Origin of the sequence: Enterobacter cloacae complex sp. ECC445, from assembly GCF_021892025.1 — a bacterium.
Lineage (GTDB): Bacteria > Pseudomonadota > Gammaproteobacteria > Enterobacterales > Enterobacteriaceae > Enterobacter > Enterobacter chengduensis.
The window spans coordinates 182,499-203,615 of record NZ_JAKLRZ010000005.1 but is presented as its reverse complement, the minus strand read 5'-3'; the positions used below and the strand labels follow the sequence as shown (position 1 = coordinate 203,615).

Sequence of the window (21,117 nt, the reverse complement as noted above, 5' to 3'; positions counted from 1 at the left end):
GGAGGGGATTTTTTTTCATCTGTTTTTAATGTATCGACTTTAAAAGAGGTCAGGACATGAGCACTTTAGGTCATCAGTACGACAACTCTCTGGTATCTAACGCGTTTGGTTTTTTACGCCTTCCGATGAACTTCCAGCCGTACGACAGTGACGCGGACTGGGTGATCACCGGCGTGCCGTTCGATATGGCAACATCTGGCCGCGCGGGTGGTCGTCATGGCCCGGCGGCGATCCGTCAGGTTTCTACCAACCTGGCATGGGAGCACAACCGCTTCCCGTGGAACTTCGACATGCGCGAGCGCCTGAACGTGGTTGACTGCGGCGACCTGGTGTATGCCTTTGGCGACGCGCGTGAGATGAGCGAGAAGCTGCAGGCGCACGCCGAGAAGCTGCTGGCTGCCGGTAAGCGCATGCTCTCCTTCGGCGGTGACCACTTCGTGACCCTGCCGCTGCTGCGCGCCCACGCGAAGCACTTCGGTAAAATGGCGCTGGTACACTTCGATGCGCATACCGACACCTACGCGAACGGCTGCGAGTTCGACCACGGCACCATGTTCTTCACCGCGCCGAACGAAGGTCTGATCGACCCGAACCACTCCGTGCAGATTGGCATTCGTACCGAGTTCGACAAAGACAACGGTTTCACCGTGCTGGATGCGGGCCAGGTTAACGATCGCGGCGTCGATGACATTATCGCGCAGGTGAAGCAGATCGTCGGCGATATGCCGGTGTACCTGACGTTCGACATCGACTGCCTGGATCCTGCCTTTGCACCGGGAACCGGTACGCCGGTGATCGGCGGCCTGACCTCCGATCGCGCCATTAAGCTGGTGCGCGGCCTGAAGGATCTGAACATTGTCGGGATGGACGTGGTGGAAGTGGCGCCTGCCTACGATCAGTCCGAGATCACCGCGCTGGCCGCAGCGACCCTGGCACTGGAAATGCTCTACATTCAGGCAGCCAAAAAAGGCGAATAAGCCTCGCCAGGCGTGAAAAAAACCTCTCTCAGGAGAGGTTTTTTATTGCCTTTAGAACACGTTAAACGGGTATTCCACGTAGGCGCGGATCTCGTCTCCACCCACGTTGTACTCGCTGGCGTTGCTGGAAACGCGCAGCACGGAGTAGCGCAGTTTCAGCTTCAGATCTTTTGCCGGGCCATCCTGCACCTGGTACTGGATCTGGTTGAACCACTCGTGCTCTTTACCGTTGCTGGTTTCAGAGGTTTTGATGTTGTCGCCGCGCACGTAGGCGGTGGTCCAGCTCAGGCCCGGCAGGCCAAGGCCGCCAAAGTCCAGACCGTAGGATGCCTGCCAGGAGCGTTCATCCTCGCCGTTAAAATCAGACCAGTAGGAGTTCGCCAGCCAGATGGTGTTACCGCCGTCACCCACGCCGCCCTTGTCGCGATAGCCGCCGTAGTTATAGCCGGTGCTGCCGCTGCTCTGCTGGTAGGCCACTTTGAACGTATGAATATCCCAGATGTAGCTCGCCGCCAGGCTCCAGATGGTGTTGCTGCGGCCCGTGTCGAGGCTGTCCGCGTAACTCTGGTCGAGACGGGAGTTATAGCCGTTGAAGTCGAGTACGAGCTGCTGCCCGGTGCTGAACGGCTGCCTGAAGTTCATGCCCAGGTACTGCTTGTTCATCACCTCTTCGTTATGCGAGGCGTACAGCGCGCCGCTGAACTGGTCGTTGAACTGATAGCTCGCGCCGCCGAAGGAGAGGCTTTTCAGCCCGCTGTCGTGGCGGTCATCGCTTTTACGCTGCTCGTCGGTGAAGTAACCGGCGTTGATTTCCAGACCGTCGATCTCTTTTGAGGTCAGCATAGCGCCGGTGTAGCTTTCAAACAGCAGGCGGGAGCTGTCGGCATTCACGATAGGCAGCTCAGGACGCTGGTTCCCGTAGCTCAGCACGGTATTCGAGATACGCATTTTGGCGGTTGCGCCAAATTTCGCTAAATCGGATTTGGCCCGGCCATCGTCTTCCTGTTTGAAGAAGTCGATGCCGCCTGCGCCGCTTTTGCCACGGCCGCCGTCCAGGCGCACGCCGTATTGAGCAATACCGTCCAGGCCAAAGCCCACAGGCCCTTCGGTATAGCCGGATGCAAACGTGGCGATAATCCCCTGGCCCCACTCGGCCTTGTCCTGCTGGCCCTGATGGTAGTCGCGGCTGATATAGGCATTGCGTAAAAACAGATCCAGATGGCTGTCGTCAATAAAACCCTGGCTGTCGGATTGCTGGCTTGCAGCGGCAGGTAAGGCGGCAAATAAGCTTAAGGCAATTAATGATAATTCTTTTTTCACGGAGGGAACGTCTCTGTCTGGATATATTAATTGAATAACTGCGGGGGTGATAATTACCGGAAAAAGTGACCTTTGCAATAATTATGTGACCAGACGTTTCAATGTGAAAGGGCAGATTTGGCGCGGCTTTCAGCGGTGTTATCGATACGTGCTGTTAAGTTAACAATTCATGCGAAATAAAAAGGAGGCAAAACTGCCTCCCTCTAAAATTATTTAATTCCGTCTGCGGCCATACGGTCGCGAATATGCTGTGCGCGCGCTTCTGAAGCTGGGTGATCGTCAAACATGGAGCTTTGGCGTCCCGCTTCCAGCTTGGCCAGTTTTTCGAAGCTGGTGGCTAAACCGGATGGATTGATGCCGCGTTTGCGCAACAGATCGTAGGAGTAGTCATCCGCCTCTGACTCCTGACGCTGGGAGAACTGGGAGTTAACCAGCTTTTCGCCCACGTCGCCAAGCTGTGACTGCGACAGGCTGCCAACGATACCGCCCGCCGAGGCTGCCGCAGCGCGGATGGCATTGGTCCCCAAAGCAACCTGCATCCCTTTCTTCACGTGGCCCAGTGCAACGTGGCCCATTTCATGGCCGATGACCGCTTCCACTTCGTTGTCGGTCATCATGTCCATCAGCCCGCTGTAAACGCGAATACAGCCGTTCGCCATCGCGAAGGCGTTCACGTCTTTCGCCATGTACACCTTGTAGTTCACCGGCTGGCCGTTGATGTTATCGCCCAGCGCGGAAGCAATCTTATTCAGACGCTGCGTGTAGGTACTGTCAGCCGGCGCAAGCGTGGCTTTTCCATCCATATCTTTACAGGCCTGGTCGCTCAGCGCTTTCACCTGCGCGTCGCTCAGGGAGTAGGCCTGAAAGGCTTCTGCGCCAGACGTCATCAGACCGTTAGAATCCATATTCTGACAGCCGCTCAGCAGGAGCGTTGTACCCAGGGCCAGCACTATTGCACGCATTTTCATGAGGTTGCTTCCGTACTCGTTAATCTGAATAAAATCTGAAAAGTGCACCGTCAGCGAAGCCGGTGTCGGGCTAAGTATAAGGAATATCCACAGGGCCGGGCGAGCAGATTGCGCAACATGCGAGCATGATCCAGAGATTTCTTAACAAGCAAAAGAATGCTCCATGTACATGACTTGCGGCTTGGGTTACATTGTTGGCACTTTTTTCCGGCGTAGCCCAAAACGCGCTGTCGTCAAGGGCATGGCCTTTAACAGTCCGATCTGGAGTTAAAATGTCCTCACGTAAAGAGCTTGCTAATGCTATTCGTGCGCTGAGCATGGACGCAGTACAGAAAGCCAAATCCGGCCACCCAGGGGCCCCTATGGGTATGGCTGATATCGCCGAAGTCCTGTGGCGTGATTTCCTGAACCACAACCCGCAGAACCCGGCATGGGCTGACCGCGACCGCTTCGTGCTGTCCAACGGCCACGGCTCTATGCTGATCTATAGCCTGCTGCACCTCACCGGCTACGATCTGCCTATCGAAGAGCTGAAAAACTTCCGTCAGCTGCACTCCAAAACTCCAGGTCACCCGGAAGTGGGCTACACCGCTGGCGTAGAAACCACCACCGGCCCGCTGGGTCAGGGTATTGCTAACGCTGTGGGTATGGCGATTGCTGAGAAGACCCTGGCGGCGCAGTTCAACCGTCCTGGCCACGACATCGTTGACCATTTCACCTACGCGTTCATGGGCGACGGCTGCATGATGGAAGGCATTTCTCATGAAGTGTGCTCCCTGGCAGGTACCCTGAAGCTGGGTAAACTGGTGGCGTTCTATGACGACAACGGCATCTCCATCGACGGTCACGTTGAAGGCTGGTTCACCGACGACACCGCAGCACGTTTCGAAGCCTACGGCTGGCACGTTGTGCGCGGCGTTGATGGCCACGATGCTGACTCGATTAAACGTGCAGTGGAAGAAGCGCGCGCGGTGACGGACAAACCGTCCCTGCTGATGTGCAAAACCATCATCGGCTTCGGTTCGCCGAACAAAGCGGGTACGCACGACTCCCACGGTGCGCCATTGGGCGATGCGGAAATCGCACTGACCCGCGAAGCGCTGGGCTGGAAACACCCTGCATTCGAAATCCCGTCTGAGATCTACGCTCAGTGGGATGCAAAAGAAGTAGGCCAGGCGAAAGAAGCGGCATGGAACGAGAAGTTCGCTGCCTATGCGAAAGCCTTCCCGCAGGAAGCGGCTGAATTCACCCGTCGTATGAAAGGTGACATGCCGTCTGACTTCGACGCGAAAGCGAACGAGTTCATCGCCAAGCTGCAGGCTAACCCGTCTAAAATCGCGAGCCGTAAAGCGTCTCAGAATGCGATTGAAGCGTTCGGCCCATGGCTTCCGGAATTCCTGGGCGGCTCCGCTGACCTGGCGCCATCTAACCTGACCCTGTGGTCTGGTTCTAAGCCAATCAACGAAGACGCTGCCGGTAACTACATCCATTACGGTGTGCGTGAATTCGGCATGACCGCGATTGCCAACGGTATCTCCCTGCACGGCGGTTTCCTGCCGTACACCTCTACCTTCCTGATGTTCGTCGAATATGCGCGTAACGCCGTGCGTATGGCGGCGCTGATGAAGCAGCGTCAGGTGATGGTTTACACCCACGACTCCATCGGTCTGGGCGAAGACGGTCCAACTCACCAGCCGGTAGAGCAGGTGGCTTCTCTGCGCGTAACCCCGAACATGAGCACATGGCGTCCATGTGACCAGGTTGAATCCGCGGTGGCGTGGAAATACGGCGTTGAGCGTCAGGACGGTCCAACCGCGCTGATCCTCTCCCGTCAGAACCTGGCGCAGCAGGAGCGTTCGTCTGAGCAGCTGGCGAACATCGCTCGCGGTGGTTACGTGCTGAAAGATTGCGCGGGCCAGCCTGAGCTGATCTTCATCGCTACCGGTTCTGAAGTTGAGCTGGCGGTTGCCGCATGGGAAAAACTCACTGCCGAAGGCGTGAAGGCGCGCGTGGTCTCCATGCCGTCTACCGACGCGTTCGACAAGCAGGATGCCGCTTACCGTGAATCCGTGCTGCCTAAAGCGGTTTCCGCTCGCGTGGCAGTGGAGGCGGGTATCGCTGACTACTGGTTCAAGTACGTGGGCCTGAACGGCGCTATCGTCGGCATGACCACCTTCGGTGAGTCTGCTCCGGCAGAGCAGCTGTTCGAAGAGTTCGGCTTCACCGTTGAGAACGTTGTCGCGAAAGCGAAAGAACTGCTGTAATTGCCGTTTTGCCCGGTGGCGCTTACGCTTACCGGGCCTACAAATGGCACGAAAGTAGGCCGGGTAAGCGCTAGCGCGCCACCCGGCTTTTTTGTAGACACTATTCCACCGAAAATGTGACGCAAGTCATATAGCTCGCTTATTCATCTGGACAGACATTCCTTTTATTCCCCGATTCGCTTATTCTTGCTGAAGCGTTTCAGTCGATTAAATGTTCGACAATTGACCAATCAATCGCAGTTTGTGACAGCAAGGATTCCCCTTCAGGCGTAGCTGGATTACTCTTTCAGCCACCTCAAACTCAGGGATTGCTTTGCAGGAGATCTATGACCGTACGCGTAGCGATTAATGGCTTCGGTCGCATCGGGCGTAATGTGGTTCGTGCTTTGTATGAATCCGGACGTCGGGCGGAAATAACCGTGGTGGCAATCAATGAACTGGCGGATGCTGCGGGCATGGCGCATTTGTTGAAATATGACACCAGCCACGGGCGCTTTGCCTGGGACGTGCGGCAGGAAAGGGAGCAGTTGTTAGTCGGTGACGATGTCATCCGCGTACTGCATGAGCGCAGTATTACCGCGCTACCCTGGCGTGAACTGGGTGTGGATGTGGTGCTTGACTGTACCGGCGTGTACGGCAGCCGCGAACACGGCGAAGCGCATCTGGCTGCAGGCGCGAAAAAAGTCCTGTTTTCTCATCCCGGCAGTAACGATCTCGACGCGACCGTCGTGTTTGGCGTCAACCAGCATGAGCTGCAGGCCGAACACCGCATTGTCTCCAACGCCTCCTGTACCACCAACTGCATTATTCCGGTCATCAAACTGTTAGACGATGCGTATGGCATTGAGTCCGGCACCGTGACCACGATTCATTCCGCCATGCACGATCAGCAGGTTATCGACGCCTATCATCCGGATTTACGACGCACGCGCGCAGCGAGCCAGTCAATCATTCCGGTGGATACGAAACTGGCGGCAGGCATTACACGAATTTTCCCGCAGTTTAATGACCGTTTTGAAGCGATTGCCGTGCGTGTCCCGACGATTAACGTTACCGCCATCGACCTTAGCGTGACGGTGAAAAAATCGGTAAAAGCCTGTGAAGTCAACCTGTTGCTGCAAAAAGCGGCACAGGGAGCATTTCATGGTATAGTTGACTATACGGAATTACCGTTGGTCTCAGTAGATTTTAACCACGACCCGCACAGCGCCATCGTCGATGGCACGCAAACCAGGGTCAGTGGCGCACACCTTATCAAGACGCTGGTCTGGTGTGATAACGAATGGGGCTTTGCTAACCGAATGCTCGACACCACGTTAGCAATGGCCGTTCAAGGTTTCAGGTAAGACGCATCGTGCGTCTGCAAAACTTTAAGAATCAACGAGAGGATTCACCATGTCTGTAATTAAGATGACCGATCTGGATCTGGCTGGTAAACGCGTTTTCATCCGTGCCGATCTGAACGTACCGGTTAAAGATGGCAAAGTGACCAGCGACGCGCGTATCCGTGCATCTCTGCCAACCATCGAACTGGCTCTGAAGCAGGGCGCTAAAGTGATGGTCACCTCCCACCTGGGTCGTCCAACTGAAGGCGAGTACAACGAAGAGTTCTCTCTGCTGCCAGTGGTTAATTACCTGAAAGACAAACTGTCCAACCCGGTTCGCCTGGTGAAAGATTACCTGGACGGCGTTGACGTTGCAGCGGGTGAGCTGGTTGTTCTGGAAAACGTTCGCTTCAACAAAGGCGAAAAGAAAGACGACGAAACCCTGTCCAAAAAATACGCTGCACTGTGCGACGTATTCGTGATGGATGCATTCGGTACGGCTCACCGCGCACAGGCGTCTACCCACGGTATCGGTAAATTCGCAGACGTTGCGTGTGCCGGTCCTCTGCTGGCTGACGAACTGGAAGCGCTGGGTAAAGCACTGAAAGAACCTGCTCGTCCAATGGTGGCTATCGTTGGTGGTTCTAAAGTTTCTACCAAGCTGACCGTTCTGGATTCCCTGTCTAAAATCGCTGACCAGCTGATCGTTGGCGGTGGTATCGCGAACACCTTCGTTGCCGCTCAGGGCCACAACGTGGGTAAATCCCTGTACGAAGCAGACCTGGTTGACGAAGCCAAACGCCTGCTGAGCACCTGCGATATCCCGGTTCCAACTGACGTTCGCGTCGCGACCGAGTTCTCCGAAACCGCAACCGCGACCCTGAAATCTGTTAACGACATCAAAGACGAAGAGCAGATTCTGGACCTGGGCGACGTTTCTGCACAGAAACTGGCTGAGATCCTCAAAAACGCAAAAACTATCCTGTGGAACGGTCCTGTTGGCGTGTTCGAATTCCCGAACTTCCGCAAAGGTACTGAAATCGTTGCTAACGCGATCGCAGACAGCGAAGCGTTCTCTATCGCAGGCGGTGGTGACACCCTGGCAGCAATCGACCTGTTCGGTATCGCTGACAAGATCTCCTACATCTCCACTGGTGGTGGCGCATTCCTCGAATTCGTGGAAGGCAAAGTACTGCCAGCAGTAGCAATGCTCGAAGAGCGCGCTAAGAAGTAAGCCATTCAAGGGCAGGGAAACCTGCCCAATTTTCAGCGCGCTTATAAGAGCCCGCACCTTTTCTAACGGCCGAAGATACAGGACTAAGCAACATGTCTAAAATTTTTGATTTCGTAAAACCTGGCGTTATCACTGGTGATGACGTACAGAAAGTGTTCCAGGTAGCTAAAGAAAACAACTTCGCTCTGCCAGCAGTTAACTGCGTGGGTACCGACTCCATCAACGCCGTACTGGAAACCGCTGCAAAAGTTAAAGCACCGGTTATCGTTCAGTTCTCTAACGGCGGCGCTGCGTTTATCGCAGGTAAAGGCGTGAAAACTGACATTCCTCAGGGTGCTGCAATCCTGGGCGCTATCTCTGGTGCGCACCACGTACACCAGATGGCTGAGCACTACGGTGTTCCAGTTATCCTGCACACTGACCACTGCGCGAAGAAGCTGCTGCCGTGGATCGACGGTCTGCTGGACGCGGGTGAAAAACACTTCGCGGCCACCGGTAAGCCACTGTTCTCTTCTCACATGATCGACCTGTCTGAAGAGTCACTGCATGAAAACATCGAAATCTGCTCTAAATACCTGGCGCGCATGGCCAAAATGGGCATGACCCTGGAAATCGAACTGGGTTGCACCGGTGGCGAAGAAGACGGCGTGGACAACAGCCACATGGACGCTTCTGCCCTGTACACCCAGCCAGAAGACGTTGATTACGCGTACACCGAGCTGAGCAAAATCAGCCCACGCTTCACCATTGCAGCGTCCTTCGGTAACGTGCACGGCGTTTACAAACCAGGCAACGTGGTTCTGACCCCAACCATCCTGCGTGATTCTCAGGAATACGTTTCCAAGAAACACAACCTGCCGCACAACAGCCTGAACTTCGTCTTCCACGGCGGTTCCGGTTCTTCCGCTCAGGAAATTAAAGACTCCGTTAGCTACGGCGTTGTGAAAATGAACATCGATACCGACACCCAGTGGGCAACCTGGGACGGTATCCTGCAGTACTACAAAGCGAACGAAGCTTACCTGCAGGGCCAGCTGGGCAACCCGAAAGGCGAAGACCAGCCGAACAAGAAATACTACGATCCACGCGTATGGCTGCGCGCAGCGCAGACGTCCATGGTGACCCGTCTGGAGCAGGCTTTCAAAGAACTGAACGCGATCGACGTTCTGTAATTTGAGCTGCTAACAGCATCAGAAGGCCCGCAAATGCGGGCCTTTTTTTATGCTTTTTCAATACCCTGCCAGGCCGGTTTTTGTGATCTGTTTGGCAAAGCCGGCGCTTTTTGTTTACCCTTTACTGACCTGCCTGTCTCCATGGGGGATGGATTTTGTGTTTTGGTTTAACAAAAGGACGAATAAATGGAACAACTCGATGTTGTAGACAGCATCAATAATGCCGGTAACTGGCTGGTGCGCAACCAGGCCCTGCTGCTGAGCTATGCCGTGAACATCGTCGCGGCAATTGCCATCATCATCGTCGGGATGATCGTGGCGCGTATCGTATCGAACGCGGTTAATCGCGTAATGCTGGCCCGTCACATCGACGCCACGGTAGCTGACTTCCTCTCCGCACTGGTGCGTTACGGCATTATCGCCTTTACGCTGATTGCTGCCCTTGGCCGTGTAGGCGTGCAAACGGCATCCGTTATCGCCGTACTCGGTGCCGCCGGTCTGGCCATTGGTCTGGCGCTGCAGGGCTCGCTGTCCAACCTCGCGGCAGGCGTGCTGCTGGTGACTTTCCGTCCGTTCCGCTCCGGCGAATACGTTGATCTTGGCGGCATTGCCGGCACCGTGCTGCAGGTGCAAATTTTCTCAACGACCCTGCGTACCGTCGATGGCCGTATCGTGGTGGTGCCGAACGGGAAAATTATTGCAGGCAATATCATCAACTTCTCCCGTGAGCCGGTCCGTCGTAACGAGCTGATTATCAGCGTGGCGTACGACTCGGACATCGATCAGGTGAAGTCGCTGATTACCAACATTATTGCGTCAGACGATCGCATTCTGAAAGACAAAGAGCAGACGGTTCGCCTGAACGAACTCGGCGCTTCCTCGATTAACTTTGTGGTGCGTATCTGGAGCAAAAGCAGCGATCTGCAGACCGTATACTGGGACGTGCTGGAGCGCATTAAGCGCGACTTCGACGCCAACGGCATCAGCTTCCCGTATCCGCAGATGGACGTAAACGTTAAAAAAGTCAAAGAAGCAGAATAAGGTCACCCTTAGGCCCGGTAAGCGCCAGCGCTACCGGGCTTTACGCCTATAAGCCCCGCTAATACCCAATTAATATTATCCATTTCCTCTAATGTGATTCGCGCAGTATAGTCTGCTTCCAGAACAACTCTGCGAGAAAATCGTTATGCTATCTTATTATTTTCAAGGGCTTGCCTTAGGTGCGGCCATGATCCTTCCGCTCGGCCCGCAAAATGCGTTCGTGATGAATCAGGGCATCCGCCGCCAGTATCATCTGATGATTGCCCTCTTGTGCGCGGTAAGCGATTTACTGCTGATCTGCGCCGGGATTTTTGGCGGCAGCGCGCTGCTGATGCAGTCTCCGTGGCTGCTGGCGCTGGTGACCTGGGGCGGCGTGGCGTTTCTGCTCTGGTATGGATTCGGCGCCCTGAAAACGGCGATGAGCAGCAACCTCGAGCTGGCGAGCGCGGAGGTCATGAAGCAGGGCCGCTGGAAGATTATCGTCACCATGCTGGCGGTGACCTGGCTAAACCCCCATGTCTATCTCGACACCTTCGTGGTGCTGGGCAGCCTCGGCGGACAGCTGGACGTTGAGCCAAAACGCTGGTTTGCGCTTGGCACGGTCAGCGCCTCTTTCCTGTGGTTCTTCGGTCTCGCCATTCTGGCAGCGTGGCTGGCACCTCGCCTGCGTACCGCCAAAGCCCAGCGCATCATTAATACGCTGGTCGGTCTGGTGATGTGGTTTATCGCTTTCCAGCTGGCAAAAGAGGGGATTCACCACGTTCAGGAATTGTTCAACTAATCCTTGTCTTATGGACATCTGAACAAGACCCGCTAAGCTTGCTGGCATGCGCCCTGTTAATGGGCTCTCTTCGCAACATGGAGGAATAACAGTGAAGTTTAAGGTGATGGCCCTGGCGGCATTAGTGAGTTTAGGTGCGGTGTCGGCGCAGGCAAATGAACTGCCGGACGGCCCGCACATCGTCACGTCAGGCACCGCAAGCGTGGACGCGGTACCCGATGTTGCAACCCTGGCAATTGAAGTGAATGTGGCTGCGAAAGATGCGGCGACGGCCAAAAAGCAGGCTGACGATCGCGTTGCGCAATACCTCTCATTCCTCGAGCAGAACGGTGTCGGTAAAAAAGATATCAGCTCTGCGAATCTGCGTACTCAACCGGATTACGACTACCAGAACGGCAAAAGCATCCTGAAAGGCTACCGCGCCGTGCGTACGGTTGAAGTGACCGTGCGTCAGCTGGATAAGCTTAACTCGCTGCTGGACGGCGCGCTGAAGGCGGACCTGAACGAGATCCGCTCCGTGTCGCTGGGCGTTGCGCAACCGGAGAAATACAAAGACGAAGCGCGTAAAGCGGCGATTGACGACGCTATTCATCAGGCTGAACAGCTGGCGTCCGGCTTCAAGAGCAAGCTCGGCCCGGTTTACAGCGTGCGTTACCACGTCTCTAACTACCAGCCAAGCCCGATGGTGCGGATGATGAAGGCTGATGCAGCCCCGGTGTCCGCACAGGAAACTTACGAGCAGCCAACCATTCAGTTCGACGATCAGGTGGATGTGGTCTTCCAGCTCGAGCCCGTTGCAGCACAGCCGAAACCGGCTCAGTAACCTGTAAGCCGGGTAAGGCGTAGCCGCCACCCGGCTTTTTCTTTTTAATCCTGTCTCAACACCTTGTGCCCGTACGCCAGCAGCGCGTCGGTGACGTTGCGCATCATGCGGCTTTCCGGCGCAAAACGGTGCCAGTAGAGCATCCGGCGCTGATACAGCCCCGGCGTCAGGTCAATCAGCTCACCGCTTTTCAACTCTTTTTCAATCTGCAGATGCGGGATCATGCAGCAGGTGGTGCCCTGGCGCGCAAGCTGCACGAAGGCTTCAGACGAGTTGACGATATGGCACGGCACGCTGCCCGGCGGCAGATCGAAGTTTTGCTGCAGGAACGCCTGGTGCATATCGTCCAGATGGTCGAACGCCACGGCAGGGGCCTTCAGCAGCGCCGCGCGGGTGACGCCGTTCGGGAAGTAGCGCTCGGCAAAGGCTTTTGAACCCACAAACAGGTAGTCCAGAGCACCCAACTGATCGACAAGGCAGCTCGGTAGCGCCTGGGGCTGGATACTGACCGCACCAACCACTTCGCCGCGACGCAGGCGCTCCTGGGTGCGGGTTTCATCTTCAACCTGTAAATTCAGGCGGATAGGGGAATCGGCCAAAACCGGCGCAAGGGCCGGCAGCAGCCAGGTTGCCAGACTGTCGGCGTTGACCGCCAGAGAGAGCAGCAGCGGCGTAGAGCCCGTTTGTTCGTCACCCAGCCATTCGTCTTCCAGCAGCTCAACCTGGCGCAGCAGGGCGAGAAGCTTTTGCCCTTGCTCGGTTGGGCGTGGCGGCACGGTACGTACCAGCAGCGGCTGGCCGAACATATTTTCAAGCTGTTTGATACGCTGTGATACGGCGGACTGGGTGATGCAAAGCTTTTGCGCCGCGCGCTCAAAACCGCGTTCACGAATAACTGCATCAAGTGCCTGTAGTGTTCTGTAGTCCGGACGTTTCATTGCTCTGGGTGGCTCCTAAATTTTGCTTATTCTGCACTATGACACAATTTTCCCTTCGTGGCAGACGAATTCCATTCGACGTGTTCTATAATGCGCCCTGAGTTTTCACACCACAGGCAAAACGATCATGACGCAGGATGAACTGAAAAAAGCAGTAGGATGGGCCGCTCTCCAATACGTACAGCCGGGTACCATTGTCGGTGTCGGTACGGGATCGACCGCGGCACACTTTATCGATGCGCTGGGCACGATGAAGGGGCAGATCGAGGGCGCGGTTTCCAGCTCTGATGCGTCCACGGAAAAGCTGAAAAGCCTCGGCATTACCGTTTTCGATCTCAACGAAGTGGATCGTCTGGGGATTTACGTTGATGGCGCGGATGAAATCAACGGCCACATGCAGATGATCAAAGGCGGCGGCGCGGCGCTAACGCGCGAAAAAATTATCGCCTCCGTTGCGGACAAGTTCATCTGCATCGCGGACGCTTCCAAGCAGGTCGACATTCTGGGGAATTTCCCGCTGCCGGTCGAAGTGATCCCGATGGCGCGCAGTGCGGTTGCCCGTCAGCTGGTGAAGCTGGGTGGTCGTCCGGAATATCGTCAGGGCGTCGTCACCGACAACGGTAATGTGATCCTCGACGTACACGGTCTGGAAATTCTCGACGCAGTTGCGCTGGAAAATGCCATCAACGCTATCCCAGGCGTAGTGACAGTAGGGCTATTCGCCAACCGAGGCGCGGATGTGGCGCTCATTGGCACCGCTGACGGCGTGAAAACCATCGTAAAATGATCTGACGGGGGGACGCCTCCCCCCGCTTAAAAATTTTTGAAAAGCTAAATTCGGTGACTTGTGTCACGTTTTTCCACCTCTTTTGACGATCCTGCCACGTTTGTAAATTTCCATAGCATTTTCCTCTGACATTTTGCTCTGTATGACTTTTCTTCAGAGAGCCGACGCAAACGTTCATATTGCTGCAATAGTTTTTTTTGATATGTTGGCTACAGCGGATTCAAATCCAGCACAACATCAGTTCAGACAAAAACAGGGTCGGGTAAATGGCAAAGGTATCACTGGAGAAAGACAAGATTAAATTCCTGCTGGTCGAGGGCGTGCATCAAAAAGCAATCGATAGCCTTCGTGCGGCAGGTTACACCAACATCGAATTTCACAAAGGCGCGCTCGATACCGAAGAGCTGAAAGCGTCCATCCGTGATGCCCACTTCATTGGCCTGCGATCCCGCACTCACCTGACTGAAGACGTTATTGCCGCGGCGGAAAAGCTGGTGGCTATCGGCTGCTTCTGCATCGGCACCAACCAGGTTGATCTGAATGCTGCTGCGAAGCGCGGTATTCCCGTCTTCAACGCCCCGTTCTCCAACACCCGTTCCGTGGCGGAGTTGGTGATTGGCGAACTGCTGCTGCTCCTGCGAGGCATTCCGGAGGCGAACGCCAAGGCGCACCGCGGCGTGTGGAACAAGCTGGCGGCGGGCTCATATGAAGCGCGTGGTAAAAAGCTGGGGATTATCGGCTACGGCCACATCGGTACGCAGCTCGGTATTCTGGCGGAATCCCTGGGCATGCACGTGTTTTTCTACGATATCGAAAGCAAGCTGCCGCTGGGCAATGCGACCCAGGTACAACACCTCTCTGACCTGCTGAACATGAGCGACGTGGTGAGCCTGCACGTGCCGGAAAATGCCTCCACCAAAAACATGATGGGCGCGGAAGAGCTGGCGCTGATGAAGCCGGGTTCACTGCTGATTAACGCCGCGCGCGGTACGGTTGTCGATATTCCTGCCCTGGCGGATGCGCTGAAGCGTAAGCATCTGGCGGGCGCGGCCATCGACGTCTTCCCGACGGAGCCTGCCACCAACAGCGATCCGTTTACCTCTCCGTTGTGCGAGTTCGACAACGTGATCCTGACGCCGCACATCGGCGGTTCTACCCAGGAAGCGCAGGAAAATATCGGTCTGGAAGTGGCGGGTAAACTGAGCAAATATTCCGACAACGGCTCTACGCTCTCTGCCGTGAACTTCCCGGAAGTGTCTCTGCCGCTGCACGGAGGCCGTCGTCTGCTGCACATCCACGAAAACCGTCCGGGCGTGCTGACCGCGATTAACCAGATCTTTGCCGAGCAGGGCGTCAACATTGCCGCGCAGTATCTGCAAACGAACTCGCAGATGGGCTACGTGGTTATTGATATCGAAGCGGATGACGATGTTGCCGAGAAAGCACTGCTGAGCATGAAGGCCATTCCGGGGACGATTCGCGCGCGTCTGCTGTACTGATGGTGCGAGGTAAATGCAAAACGGTAACCATCGTTACCGTTTTTTATGTTTTCACCCTCTCCCTGTGGGAGAGGGCTAAGGTGAGGGCATCAGGCTGCACGCCTGTTTCACCACTCCCACAACGTCGATGGCGTCACTACCGCCGGTAACGGCACATCCCATTTCTCCACCGGCAACGCCTCCACGCCCTGGCAATCATGCGCGTAACCCACCGGCTGCAATCCGTACCGCTGCCAGTTTTGCAGCGTCCTGTCATAGAAACCGCCGCCCATACCGAGGCGCTGGCCCTGTTCATCAAACGCCACCAGCGGCGTAATCAGCACGTCCAGCTGTGACAGCGGCAGCACGTCGCGCACGTCGAGCTTCGGCTCGGTGATTTTCAGACGATTCACCACCAGCTCGCTGTGCGGGTGGTAGTGTAAAAACAGCAGATTGCCTGCGCTAAACGGGTGCAGCACCGGCAGATAAACCTTCTTCCCGGCGCGCCAGAGCTGCTCTATCAGCGGCTGGGTATCCAGTTCGCCATCAAACGATAGAAACAGGGCAACCGTATGCGCCATCACGACTGGCGGGTACGCCATCATGCGGGCGGCGGCCTGCTGGGCAAAATGCGCTTGCTGAGCGGGGGTTAACGCACGGCGGCGTTGACGAATAAGCTGACGGATGTCCTGGCGTGAAGCTGAAACTTCAGGGAATTGAGTCATGGTAGCTGGTAGAAGAAAAGAGAGGGAATCTCCGAGATGCCGCCGCAGGCTGTAACCCTTGAACCCTTGGTTCAAGGTGAATGTGTCGTCATAGTTTTAAGGCTTCTCGGACGGACCGAGCATGCTCACCAACCATGGAGCGCCACATTCTTGTGGTATGAAATATCGGCTCAGGGGACTGGCCCGCTTGCGAACATCTCAGAGAAATTTTGTCTTCACAGTTACTCTACCATAGTCAACTGAGAAGTGTTATTCAAACTTGGGTCCCGGTCTTTCGGGATTGCGACCTTGATCAAGCAACGCCTGTTCTATGGTCTGCTGGAGCATTTTAATGCGCTGCTCCATGCTTGCCGCGTAGTCGCGGGTCTTCGCTTTTTCCTGAGTCAGTTCATAGCTGATGTTCAACGCGGCGATGAAAACCAGCTGCTCAGTATTTGTGACTCTAGTGCGTTCTTTTAGATCTTGCAACCGCTGATTCAAATCGTCCGCTGCCTGATTCAAAGCATCCCTTTGTTCAGGCGGACAATTCACTCGCAGTGAACGGCCAAAAATCTGGAGATCGACGGGTTGTGCAGACATGCCACCTTCCTGCTGATTGACTGCGCTACCTTCGCTCACTGCCCAGGGGGCTGCGAAGGGGCGACACTATAGCTACCCTGATATGAAGATACAAGCCCTTTTCTGGTATCACCAGGGTCCAAAGTGGTAGCATATCATGAAACTTCCCCCCTTTGACGACGAATGCTCATGTCTATACAGAACGAAATGCCTGGTTACAAGGATTTAAACCAGTTACTGAACCAGCAGGGAGTAGGACTTACCCCTGCCGAAATGCACGGTCTGATCAGTGGCATCCTTTGCGGCGGAAACAGCGACAGCTCATGGCAGCCGCTGATCCACGACCTCACGAATGAAGGGCTGGCGTTTGGTCACGAGCTGGCGGAAGCGCTGCGTAAAATGCACGCCGCAACCAGCGATTCGCTGGAAGACGATGGCTTTCTTTTTCAGCTTTATCTGCCTGAAGGCGACGACGTCAGCGTGTTCGATCGCGCCGATGCGCTGGCGGGCTGGGTAAACCACTATCTGCTGGGTCTGGGCGTGACGCAGCCTAAACTGGATAAAGTGACCGGTGAAGCGGGTGAGGCGATCGACGATCTGCGTAATATCGCCCAGCTTGGCTACGATGAAGACGAAGACCAGGAAGAGCTGGAAATGTCGCTTGAAGAGATTATCGAGTACGTGCGCGTAGCGGCGCTGCTGTGCCACGACAACTTTACGCGCTCGCAGCCGACCGCGCCGGAAGTCCGCAAGCCAACCTTACATTAAGAAAAATAACGCACAGGAGGGTGTCATGGTTATCTCGCAACAAGAGTATTCGCGCCGCCGTCAGGCGCTGCTGGCGAAAATGCAGCCGGGAAGCGCCGCGCTGATTTTTGCAGCGCCCGAAGTGACGCGCAGCGCCGACAGCGAATATCCCTATCGCCAGAGCAGCGATTTCTGGTACTTCACCGGCTTTAACGAGCCGGAAGCGGTCCTGGTGCTGATTAAAAGCAATGACACCCACAACCACAGCGTGATGTTCAACCGCGTACGCGATTTAACCGCCGAAATCTGGTTTGGCCGCCGCTTAGGGCAAGAGGCCGCACCGGAAAAGCTGGGCGTCGACCGCGCGCTGGCGTTTAGCGAAATCAACCAGCAGCTCTATCAGCTGCTTAACGGCCTCGACGTGCTCTATCACGCGCAGGGCGAATATGCCTACGCGGATGAGATTGTCTTCACCGCGCTGGACAAGCTGCGCAAAGGCTCGCGGCAGAACCTGTCCGCGCCGGCCACGCTGACGGACTGGCGTCCGGTGGTGCATGAGATGCGCCTGTTCAAATCTGAAGAAGAGCTGAACGTGATGCGCCGCGCGGGCGAAATCAGCGCCCTGGCGCACACGCGCGCCATGGAAAAGTGCCGTCCCGGGATGTTCGAATACCAGCTGGAAGGCGAAATTCACCACGAATTTAACCGCCACGGCGCGCGTTATCCCTCCTACAACACCATCGTTGGCGGCGGTGAAAACGGCTGCATTCTGCACTACACCGAAAACGAAAGCGCCCTGCGCGACGGCGATCTGGTGCTCATTGACGCCGGCTGCGAATATCAAGGCTACGCGGGGGACATCACCCGTACCTTCCCGGTGAACGGCACGTTTTCCCCCGCGCAGCGCGCGATTTACGACATTGTTCTCGAATCCCTGGAAACGGCGCTCGGGCTGTATCGTCCGGGTACCTCCATTCAGGAAGTGACCGGCGAAGTGGTGCGCATCATGATTACCGGCCTGGTCAGGCTCGGGATCCTGAAAGGGGAGATCGACACCCTGATCGCTGAAAATGCGCATCGACCGTATTTCATGCACGGCCTGAGCCACTGGCTGGGGTTGGATGTGCATGACGTGGGCGCGTACGGCACCGACCGTTCGCGCGTGCTGGAGCCGGGCATGGTGTTAACCGTGGAGCCGGGTCTGTATATCGCCCCGGATGCCGACGTGCCCGAAGCGTACCGCGGGATTGGCATTCGTATTGAAGACGATATCGTCATCACCGAAACCGGTAACGAAAACCTGACCGCGAGCGTGGTGAAAAGCGCTGACGATATTGAGGCGCTGATGGCAGCGGCGCGCGTATGAGCGTGATTATCGTTGGCGGCGGCATGACCGGCGCCACGCTGGCGCTGGCGATCTCGCATTTGACGAAGGGCCAGCTTCCGTTGCATCTCGTCGAGGCGGTTGCGCCACAGGCGAAGAATCACCCCGGCTTTGATTCTCGCGCCATTGCCCTGGCGCAGGGAACCTGTCAGCAGCTGTCGCGCATTGGGATCTGGCAGGCGATAGCCGATTGCGCCACGGCCATTAAAACCGTTCACGTCAGCGATCGCGGTCATGCCGGGTTCGTCACGCTGGACGCGCAGGATTACCGAATAGATGCCCTGGGTCAGGTTGTTGAACTCCATGATGTTGGCCTGCGCCTGTTCCGCCTGTTGCAGGACGCGCCAGGCGTGACCCTGCATTGTCCGGCACGCGTTGCGAGCTTTACCCGCAGTGAAGAAGCGGTCAGCGTGACGCTGGATAATGGCACCGTTCTCGACGGCCAGCTTCTTGTGGCGGCGGACGGGTCGCGTTCGGCGCTCGCAACCCAGTGCGGCGTGGAGTGGCAGCAGCAGCCTTACGGGCAGGCTGCGGTCATTGCCAACGTCTCTACCGCCGCAGAACACAACGGCCGGGCGTTTGAGCGCTTCACGCAGCACGGCCCGCTGGCGATGCTGCCGATGTCGGACGGGCGCTGCTCCCTGGTCTGGTGCCATCCGCAGGAAAAGGCGGAAGAGGTTAAGGCCTGGTCCGACGAACGTTTTTGCAGCGAGCTGCAGAAAGCGTTTGGCTGGCGGCTGGGTCGCATTACCCATGCGGGAAAACGTGCGGTATACCCGCTTTCGTTAACTACCGCATCACAGTCTGTTTCGCACCGCGTGGCGCTTGTCGGCAACGCCGCGCAAACGCTTCACCCCATCGCGGGTCAGGGTTTTAATCTGGGTCTGCGGGATGTGATGAGTCTGGCCGAAACCCTTTCGCAAGCGTGGAGCGAACAGAAAGACTGTGGCGCATATACGGTACTCAGCCATTATCAGAAGCGCCGTCAGGCGGATAAAGAGGCGACGATTGGCGTCACCGACGGCTTAGTCCATCTTTTTGCCAACCTCTGGGCGCCGCTGGTTGCGGGCCGCAACCTCGGGCTGATGGCGATGGAATTATTCATTCCGGCACGTGACGTGCTGGCGCAGCGGACTCTTGGTTGGGTCGCGCGTTAAGGAGTTATCACCGTGCAAAATGTTGATGTCGCTATCGTTGGCGGCGGTATGGTCGGACTGGCGCTAGCCTGTGGTTTACAGGGCAGCGGCCTGCGCGTGGCGGTGCTTGAGCAAAAGCAGCCGCAGCCCGTTGCGCCCGATGCCCCGCCGGAACTCCGCGTCTCGGCGATCAATGCCGCCAGCGAGAAATTGCTGACGCACCTTGGCGTCTGGGCGGATATTGTGGCCCAGCGCGCCAGCTGCTATCACGGCATGGAAGTGTGGGACAAAGACAGCTTTGGTCATATTGCTTTTGATGATGAAAGCATGGGCTATAGCCATCTGGGTCACATCGTTGAAAACGCGGTGATCCACCACGCGCTGTGGCATAAAGCACGGCAGTGCAGCGACGTGACGCTGGTTGCGCCCGCGCAGATCCAGCAGGTAGCGTGGGGCGAAAACGAGGCGTTTATCACCCTGCAGAGCGGCGACATGCTGACCGCGCGTCTGGTGGTCGGTGCCGATGGCGCTAACTCCTGGCTGCGCAATAAAGCGGATATTCCGCTGACCTACTGGGATTACCGCCATCATGCCATGGTGGCGACGATCCGTACCCAAGAGCCGCACGGCGGCGTGGCGCGGCAGATTTTCCACAACGACGGCATTCTGGCGTTCCTGCCGCTTGCCGATCCGCACCTGTGCTCGATTGTCTGGTCCCTGGTGCCGGAAAAAGCGCAGCAGATGCAGGAGGCGACGCCGGAGGCCTTTAACCAGGCGCTGTGCGTGGCGTTTGATAACCGCCTTGGCCTGTGCACGCTTGAGAGCGAGCGTCAGGTGTTCCCGTTAACCGGCCGCTACGCGCGTCAGTTTGCGGCGCACCGTCTGGCGCTGGTGGGTGATGCGGCGCATACCATTCATCCGCTGGCCGGACAGGGCGTTAACCTCGGCTTTATGGACGCGGCGGAGCTGGTCGAAGAGCTGCGTCGTCTGCATCGCGAAGGTAAAGATATTGGGCAGCATTTGTATCTGCGTCGCTACGAGCGCAGCCGCAAGCACAGCGCGGCGATGATGCTCGCAGGCATGCAGGGCTTCCGCGAGCTGTTTGCCGGTGCCAATCCGGCGAAAAAATTGCTGCGCGATATCGGCCTTAAGCTTGCCGACACGCTTCCTGGCGTCAAACCTCAACTCCTGCGTCAGGCGATGGGTCTTAACGACCTACCGGACTGGCTACGCTAATTTAGACCCCTGTCACACTTTCTTTTCCCGGCCTCTGCGCCGGGGAAATTTCCTCGTTTGAAATAATCTAATTTCACGTCATTTTTCGCATTAGATAATCTAATGTCGTGTATTTCGCGTTACGGAAATTCGGCCCGATTTTCCGCACGAAATATCACCATGTGCTAAATCCTGTTAGATCATTGTTAATTTTGTGCGGGGTTAATCGCATTTTTCCAGTGAA

General features: G+C 56.4%; 19 protein-coding genes and 1 other RNA gene. 14 read left to right on the top strand and 6 right to left on the bottom strand.

All coding sequences use genetic code 11. From position 1 onward, the window contains the following. The first annotated feature begins 56 nt into the window (after positions 1 to 56). Positions 57 to 977 (top strand): agmatinase, encoded by a 921-nt coding sequence (gene speB, locus L6R44_RS07045; RefSeq protein ID WP_014071686.1) that lies wholly within the window; start codon positions 57 to 59, stop codon positions 975 to 977. A 51-nt stretch (positions 978 to 1,028) separates the two neighbouring features. Here speB and L6R44_RS07040 read toward each other — a convergent pair whose 3' ends face one another. After that, a complete protein-coding gene (locus tag L6R44_RS07040) occupies positions 1,029 to 2,297 on the bottom strand; it encodes an OprD family outer membrane porin (RefSeq protein ID WP_237423679.1) in 1,269 nt (422 codons plus the stop codon). Positions 2,298 to 2,506: 209 nt separating this feature from the next. Continuing rightward, complete coding sequence (locus L6R44_RS07035) at positions 2,507 to 3,265, bottom strand: M48 family metallopeptidase (protein ID WP_032643307.1); 759 nt, start codon at positions 3,263 to 3,265, stop codon at positions 2,507 to 2,509. A gap of 272 nt (positions 3,266 to 3,537) precedes the next feature. Between L6R44_RS07035 and tkt the strand changes: the two genes are divergently transcribed. The 7 genes from tkt to L6R44_RS07000 all read left to right on the top strand — a co-directional run bounded on the left by tkt (position 3,538) and on the right by L6R44_RS07000 (position 11,905). Next, positions 3,538 to 5,529, top strand: a complete 1,992-nt coding sequence (tkt, locus tag L6R44_RS07030; protein WP_237423678.1) for a transketolase — start codon at positions 3,538 to 3,540, stop codon at positions 5,527 to 5,529. A 326-nt stretch (positions 5,530 to 5,855) separates the two neighbouring features. After that, positions 5,856 to 6,875, top strand: coding sequence for an erythrose-4-phosphate dehydrogenase (gene epd / locus L6R44_RS07025; RefSeq protein ID WP_237423677.1), 1,020 nt, complete (start codon positions 5,856 to 5,858; stop codon positions 6,873 to 6,875). 49 nt (positions 6,876 to 6,924) lie between these two features. Then, the gene (gene pgk, locus L6R44_RS07020; protein WP_024906565.1) at positions 6,925 to 8,088 is read left to right on the top strand and encodes a phosphoglycerate kinase; all 1,164 of its coding nucleotides are present in this window, start codon (positions 6,925 to 6,927) and stop codon (positions 8,086 to 8,088) included. A gap of 92 nt (positions 8,089 to 8,180) precedes the next feature. Then, complete coding sequence (gene fbaA / locus L6R44_RS07015) at positions 8,181 to 9,260, top strand: class II fructose-bisphosphate aldolase (protein ID WP_237423676.1); 1,080 nt, start codon at positions 8,181 to 8,183, stop codon at positions 9,258 to 9,260. 186 nt (positions 9,261 to 9,446) lie between these two features. After that, positions 9,447 to 10,301 (top strand): small-conductance mechanosensitive channel MscS, encoded by an 855-nt coding sequence (mscS, locus tag L6R44_RS07010; protein ID WP_237423675.1) that lies wholly within the window; start codon positions 9,447 to 9,449, stop codon positions 10,299 to 10,301. Positions 10,302 to 10,446: 145 nt separating this feature from the next. Continuing rightward, positions 10,447 to 11,082, top strand: a complete 636-nt coding sequence (gene argO / locus L6R44_RS07005; RefSeq protein ID WP_021242063.1) for an arginine exporter ArgO — start codon at positions 10,447 to 10,449, stop codon at positions 11,080 to 11,082. A 91-nt stretch (positions 11,083 to 11,173) separates the two neighbouring features. Next, on the top strand, positions 11,174 to 11,905 hold the full coding sequence (locus tag L6R44_RS07000) for an oxidative stress defense protein (protein WP_237423674.1): 732 nt from the start codon (positions 11,174 to 11,176) through the stop codon (positions 11,903 to 11,905). A 44-nt stretch (positions 11,906 to 11,949) separates the two neighbouring features. Here L6R44_RS07000 and argP read toward each other — a convergent pair whose 3' ends face one another. Continuing rightward, on the bottom strand, positions 11,950 to 12,843 hold the full coding sequence (gene argP / locus L6R44_RS06995) for a DNA-binding transcriptional regulator ArgP (RefSeq protein ID WP_008499727.1): 894 nt from the start codon (positions 12,841 to 12,843) through the stop codon (positions 11,950 to 11,952). Between the two features lie 127 nt (positions 12,844 to 12,970). Between argP and rpiA the strand changes: the two genes are divergently transcribed. Continuing rightward, the gene (gene rpiA, locus L6R44_RS06990; RefSeq protein WP_010435366.1) at positions 12,971 to 13,630 is read left to right on the top strand and encodes a ribose-5-phosphate isomerase RpiA; all 660 of its coding nucleotides are present in this window, start codon (positions 12,971 to 12,973) and stop codon (positions 13,628 to 13,630) included. A 266-nt stretch (positions 13,631 to 13,896) separates the two neighbouring features. Continuing rightward, positions 13,897 to 15,129: a phosphoglycerate dehydrogenase gene (serA, locus tag L6R44_RS06985; protein WP_237423673.1), complete on the top strand. Its 1,233-nt coding sequence runs from the start codon at positions 13,897 to 13,899 to the stop codon at positions 15,127 to 15,129. Between the two features lie 107 nt (positions 15,130 to 15,236). Here serA and L6R44_RS06980 read toward each other — a convergent pair whose 3' ends face one another. The 3 genes from L6R44_RS06980 to zapA all read right to left on the bottom strand — a co-directional run bounded on the left by L6R44_RS06980 (position 15,237) and on the right by zapA (position 16,412). Further along, the gene (locus tag L6R44_RS06980; RefSeq protein ID WP_237423672.1) at positions 15,237 to 15,833 is read right to left on the bottom strand and encodes a 5-formyltetrahydrofolate cyclo-ligase; all 597 of its coding nucleotides are present in this window, start codon (positions 15,831 to 15,833) and stop codon (positions 15,237 to 15,239) included. Between the two features lie 24 nt (positions 15,834 to 15,857). After that, positions 15,858 to 16,041: non-coding RNA, 6S RNA (gene ssrS, locus L6R44_RS06975), on the bottom strand. Between the two features lie 41 nt (positions 16,042 to 16,082). Next, a complete protein-coding gene (gene zapA / locus L6R44_RS06970) occupies positions 16,083 to 16,412 on the bottom strand; it encodes a cell division protein ZapA (protein ID WP_006811891.1) in 330 nt (109 codons plus the stop codon). A gap of 168 nt (positions 16,413 to 16,580) precedes the next feature. On the opposite strand from zapA, the gene L6R44_RS06965 reads away from it, so the two are divergent. From L6R44_RS06965 to ubiI, 4 genes are read left to right on the top strand one after another with little or no spacing between them, the layout of a single operon-like run. Beyond that, a complete protein-coding gene (locus L6R44_RS06965; RefSeq protein WP_072265689.1) occupies positions 16,581 to 17,159 on the top strand; it encodes a YecA/YgfB family protein in 579 nt (192 codons plus the stop codon). Positions 17,160 to 17,190: 31 nt separating this feature from the next. Beyond that, positions 17,191 to 18,504, top strand: coding sequence for a Xaa-Pro aminopeptidase (gene pepP / locus L6R44_RS06960; protein WP_237423735.1), 1,314 nt, complete (start codon positions 17,191 to 17,193; stop codon positions 18,502 to 18,504). Continuing rightward, the gene (gene ubiH / locus L6R44_RS06955; RefSeq protein ID WP_237423671.1) at positions 18,501 to 19,679 is read left to right on the top strand and encodes a 2-octaprenyl-6-methoxyphenyl hydroxylase; all 1,179 of its coding nucleotides are present in this window, start codon (positions 18,501 to 18,503) and stop codon (positions 19,677 to 19,679) included. Before pepP ends, ubiH begins: the two co-directional genes overlap by 4 nt. 12 nt (positions 19,680 to 19,691) lie before the next feature. Continuing rightward, positions 19,692 to 20,894 carry an FAD-dependent 2-octaprenylphenol hydroxylase gene (ubiI, locus tag L6R44_RS06950; RefSeq protein ID WP_237423670.1) on the top strand — a complete coding sequence of 401 codons (1,203 nt, stop codon included), beginning with the start codon at positions 19,692 to 19,694 and terminating at the stop codon, positions 20,892 to 20,894. Positions 20,895 to 21,117 lie beyond the last annotated feature (223 nt).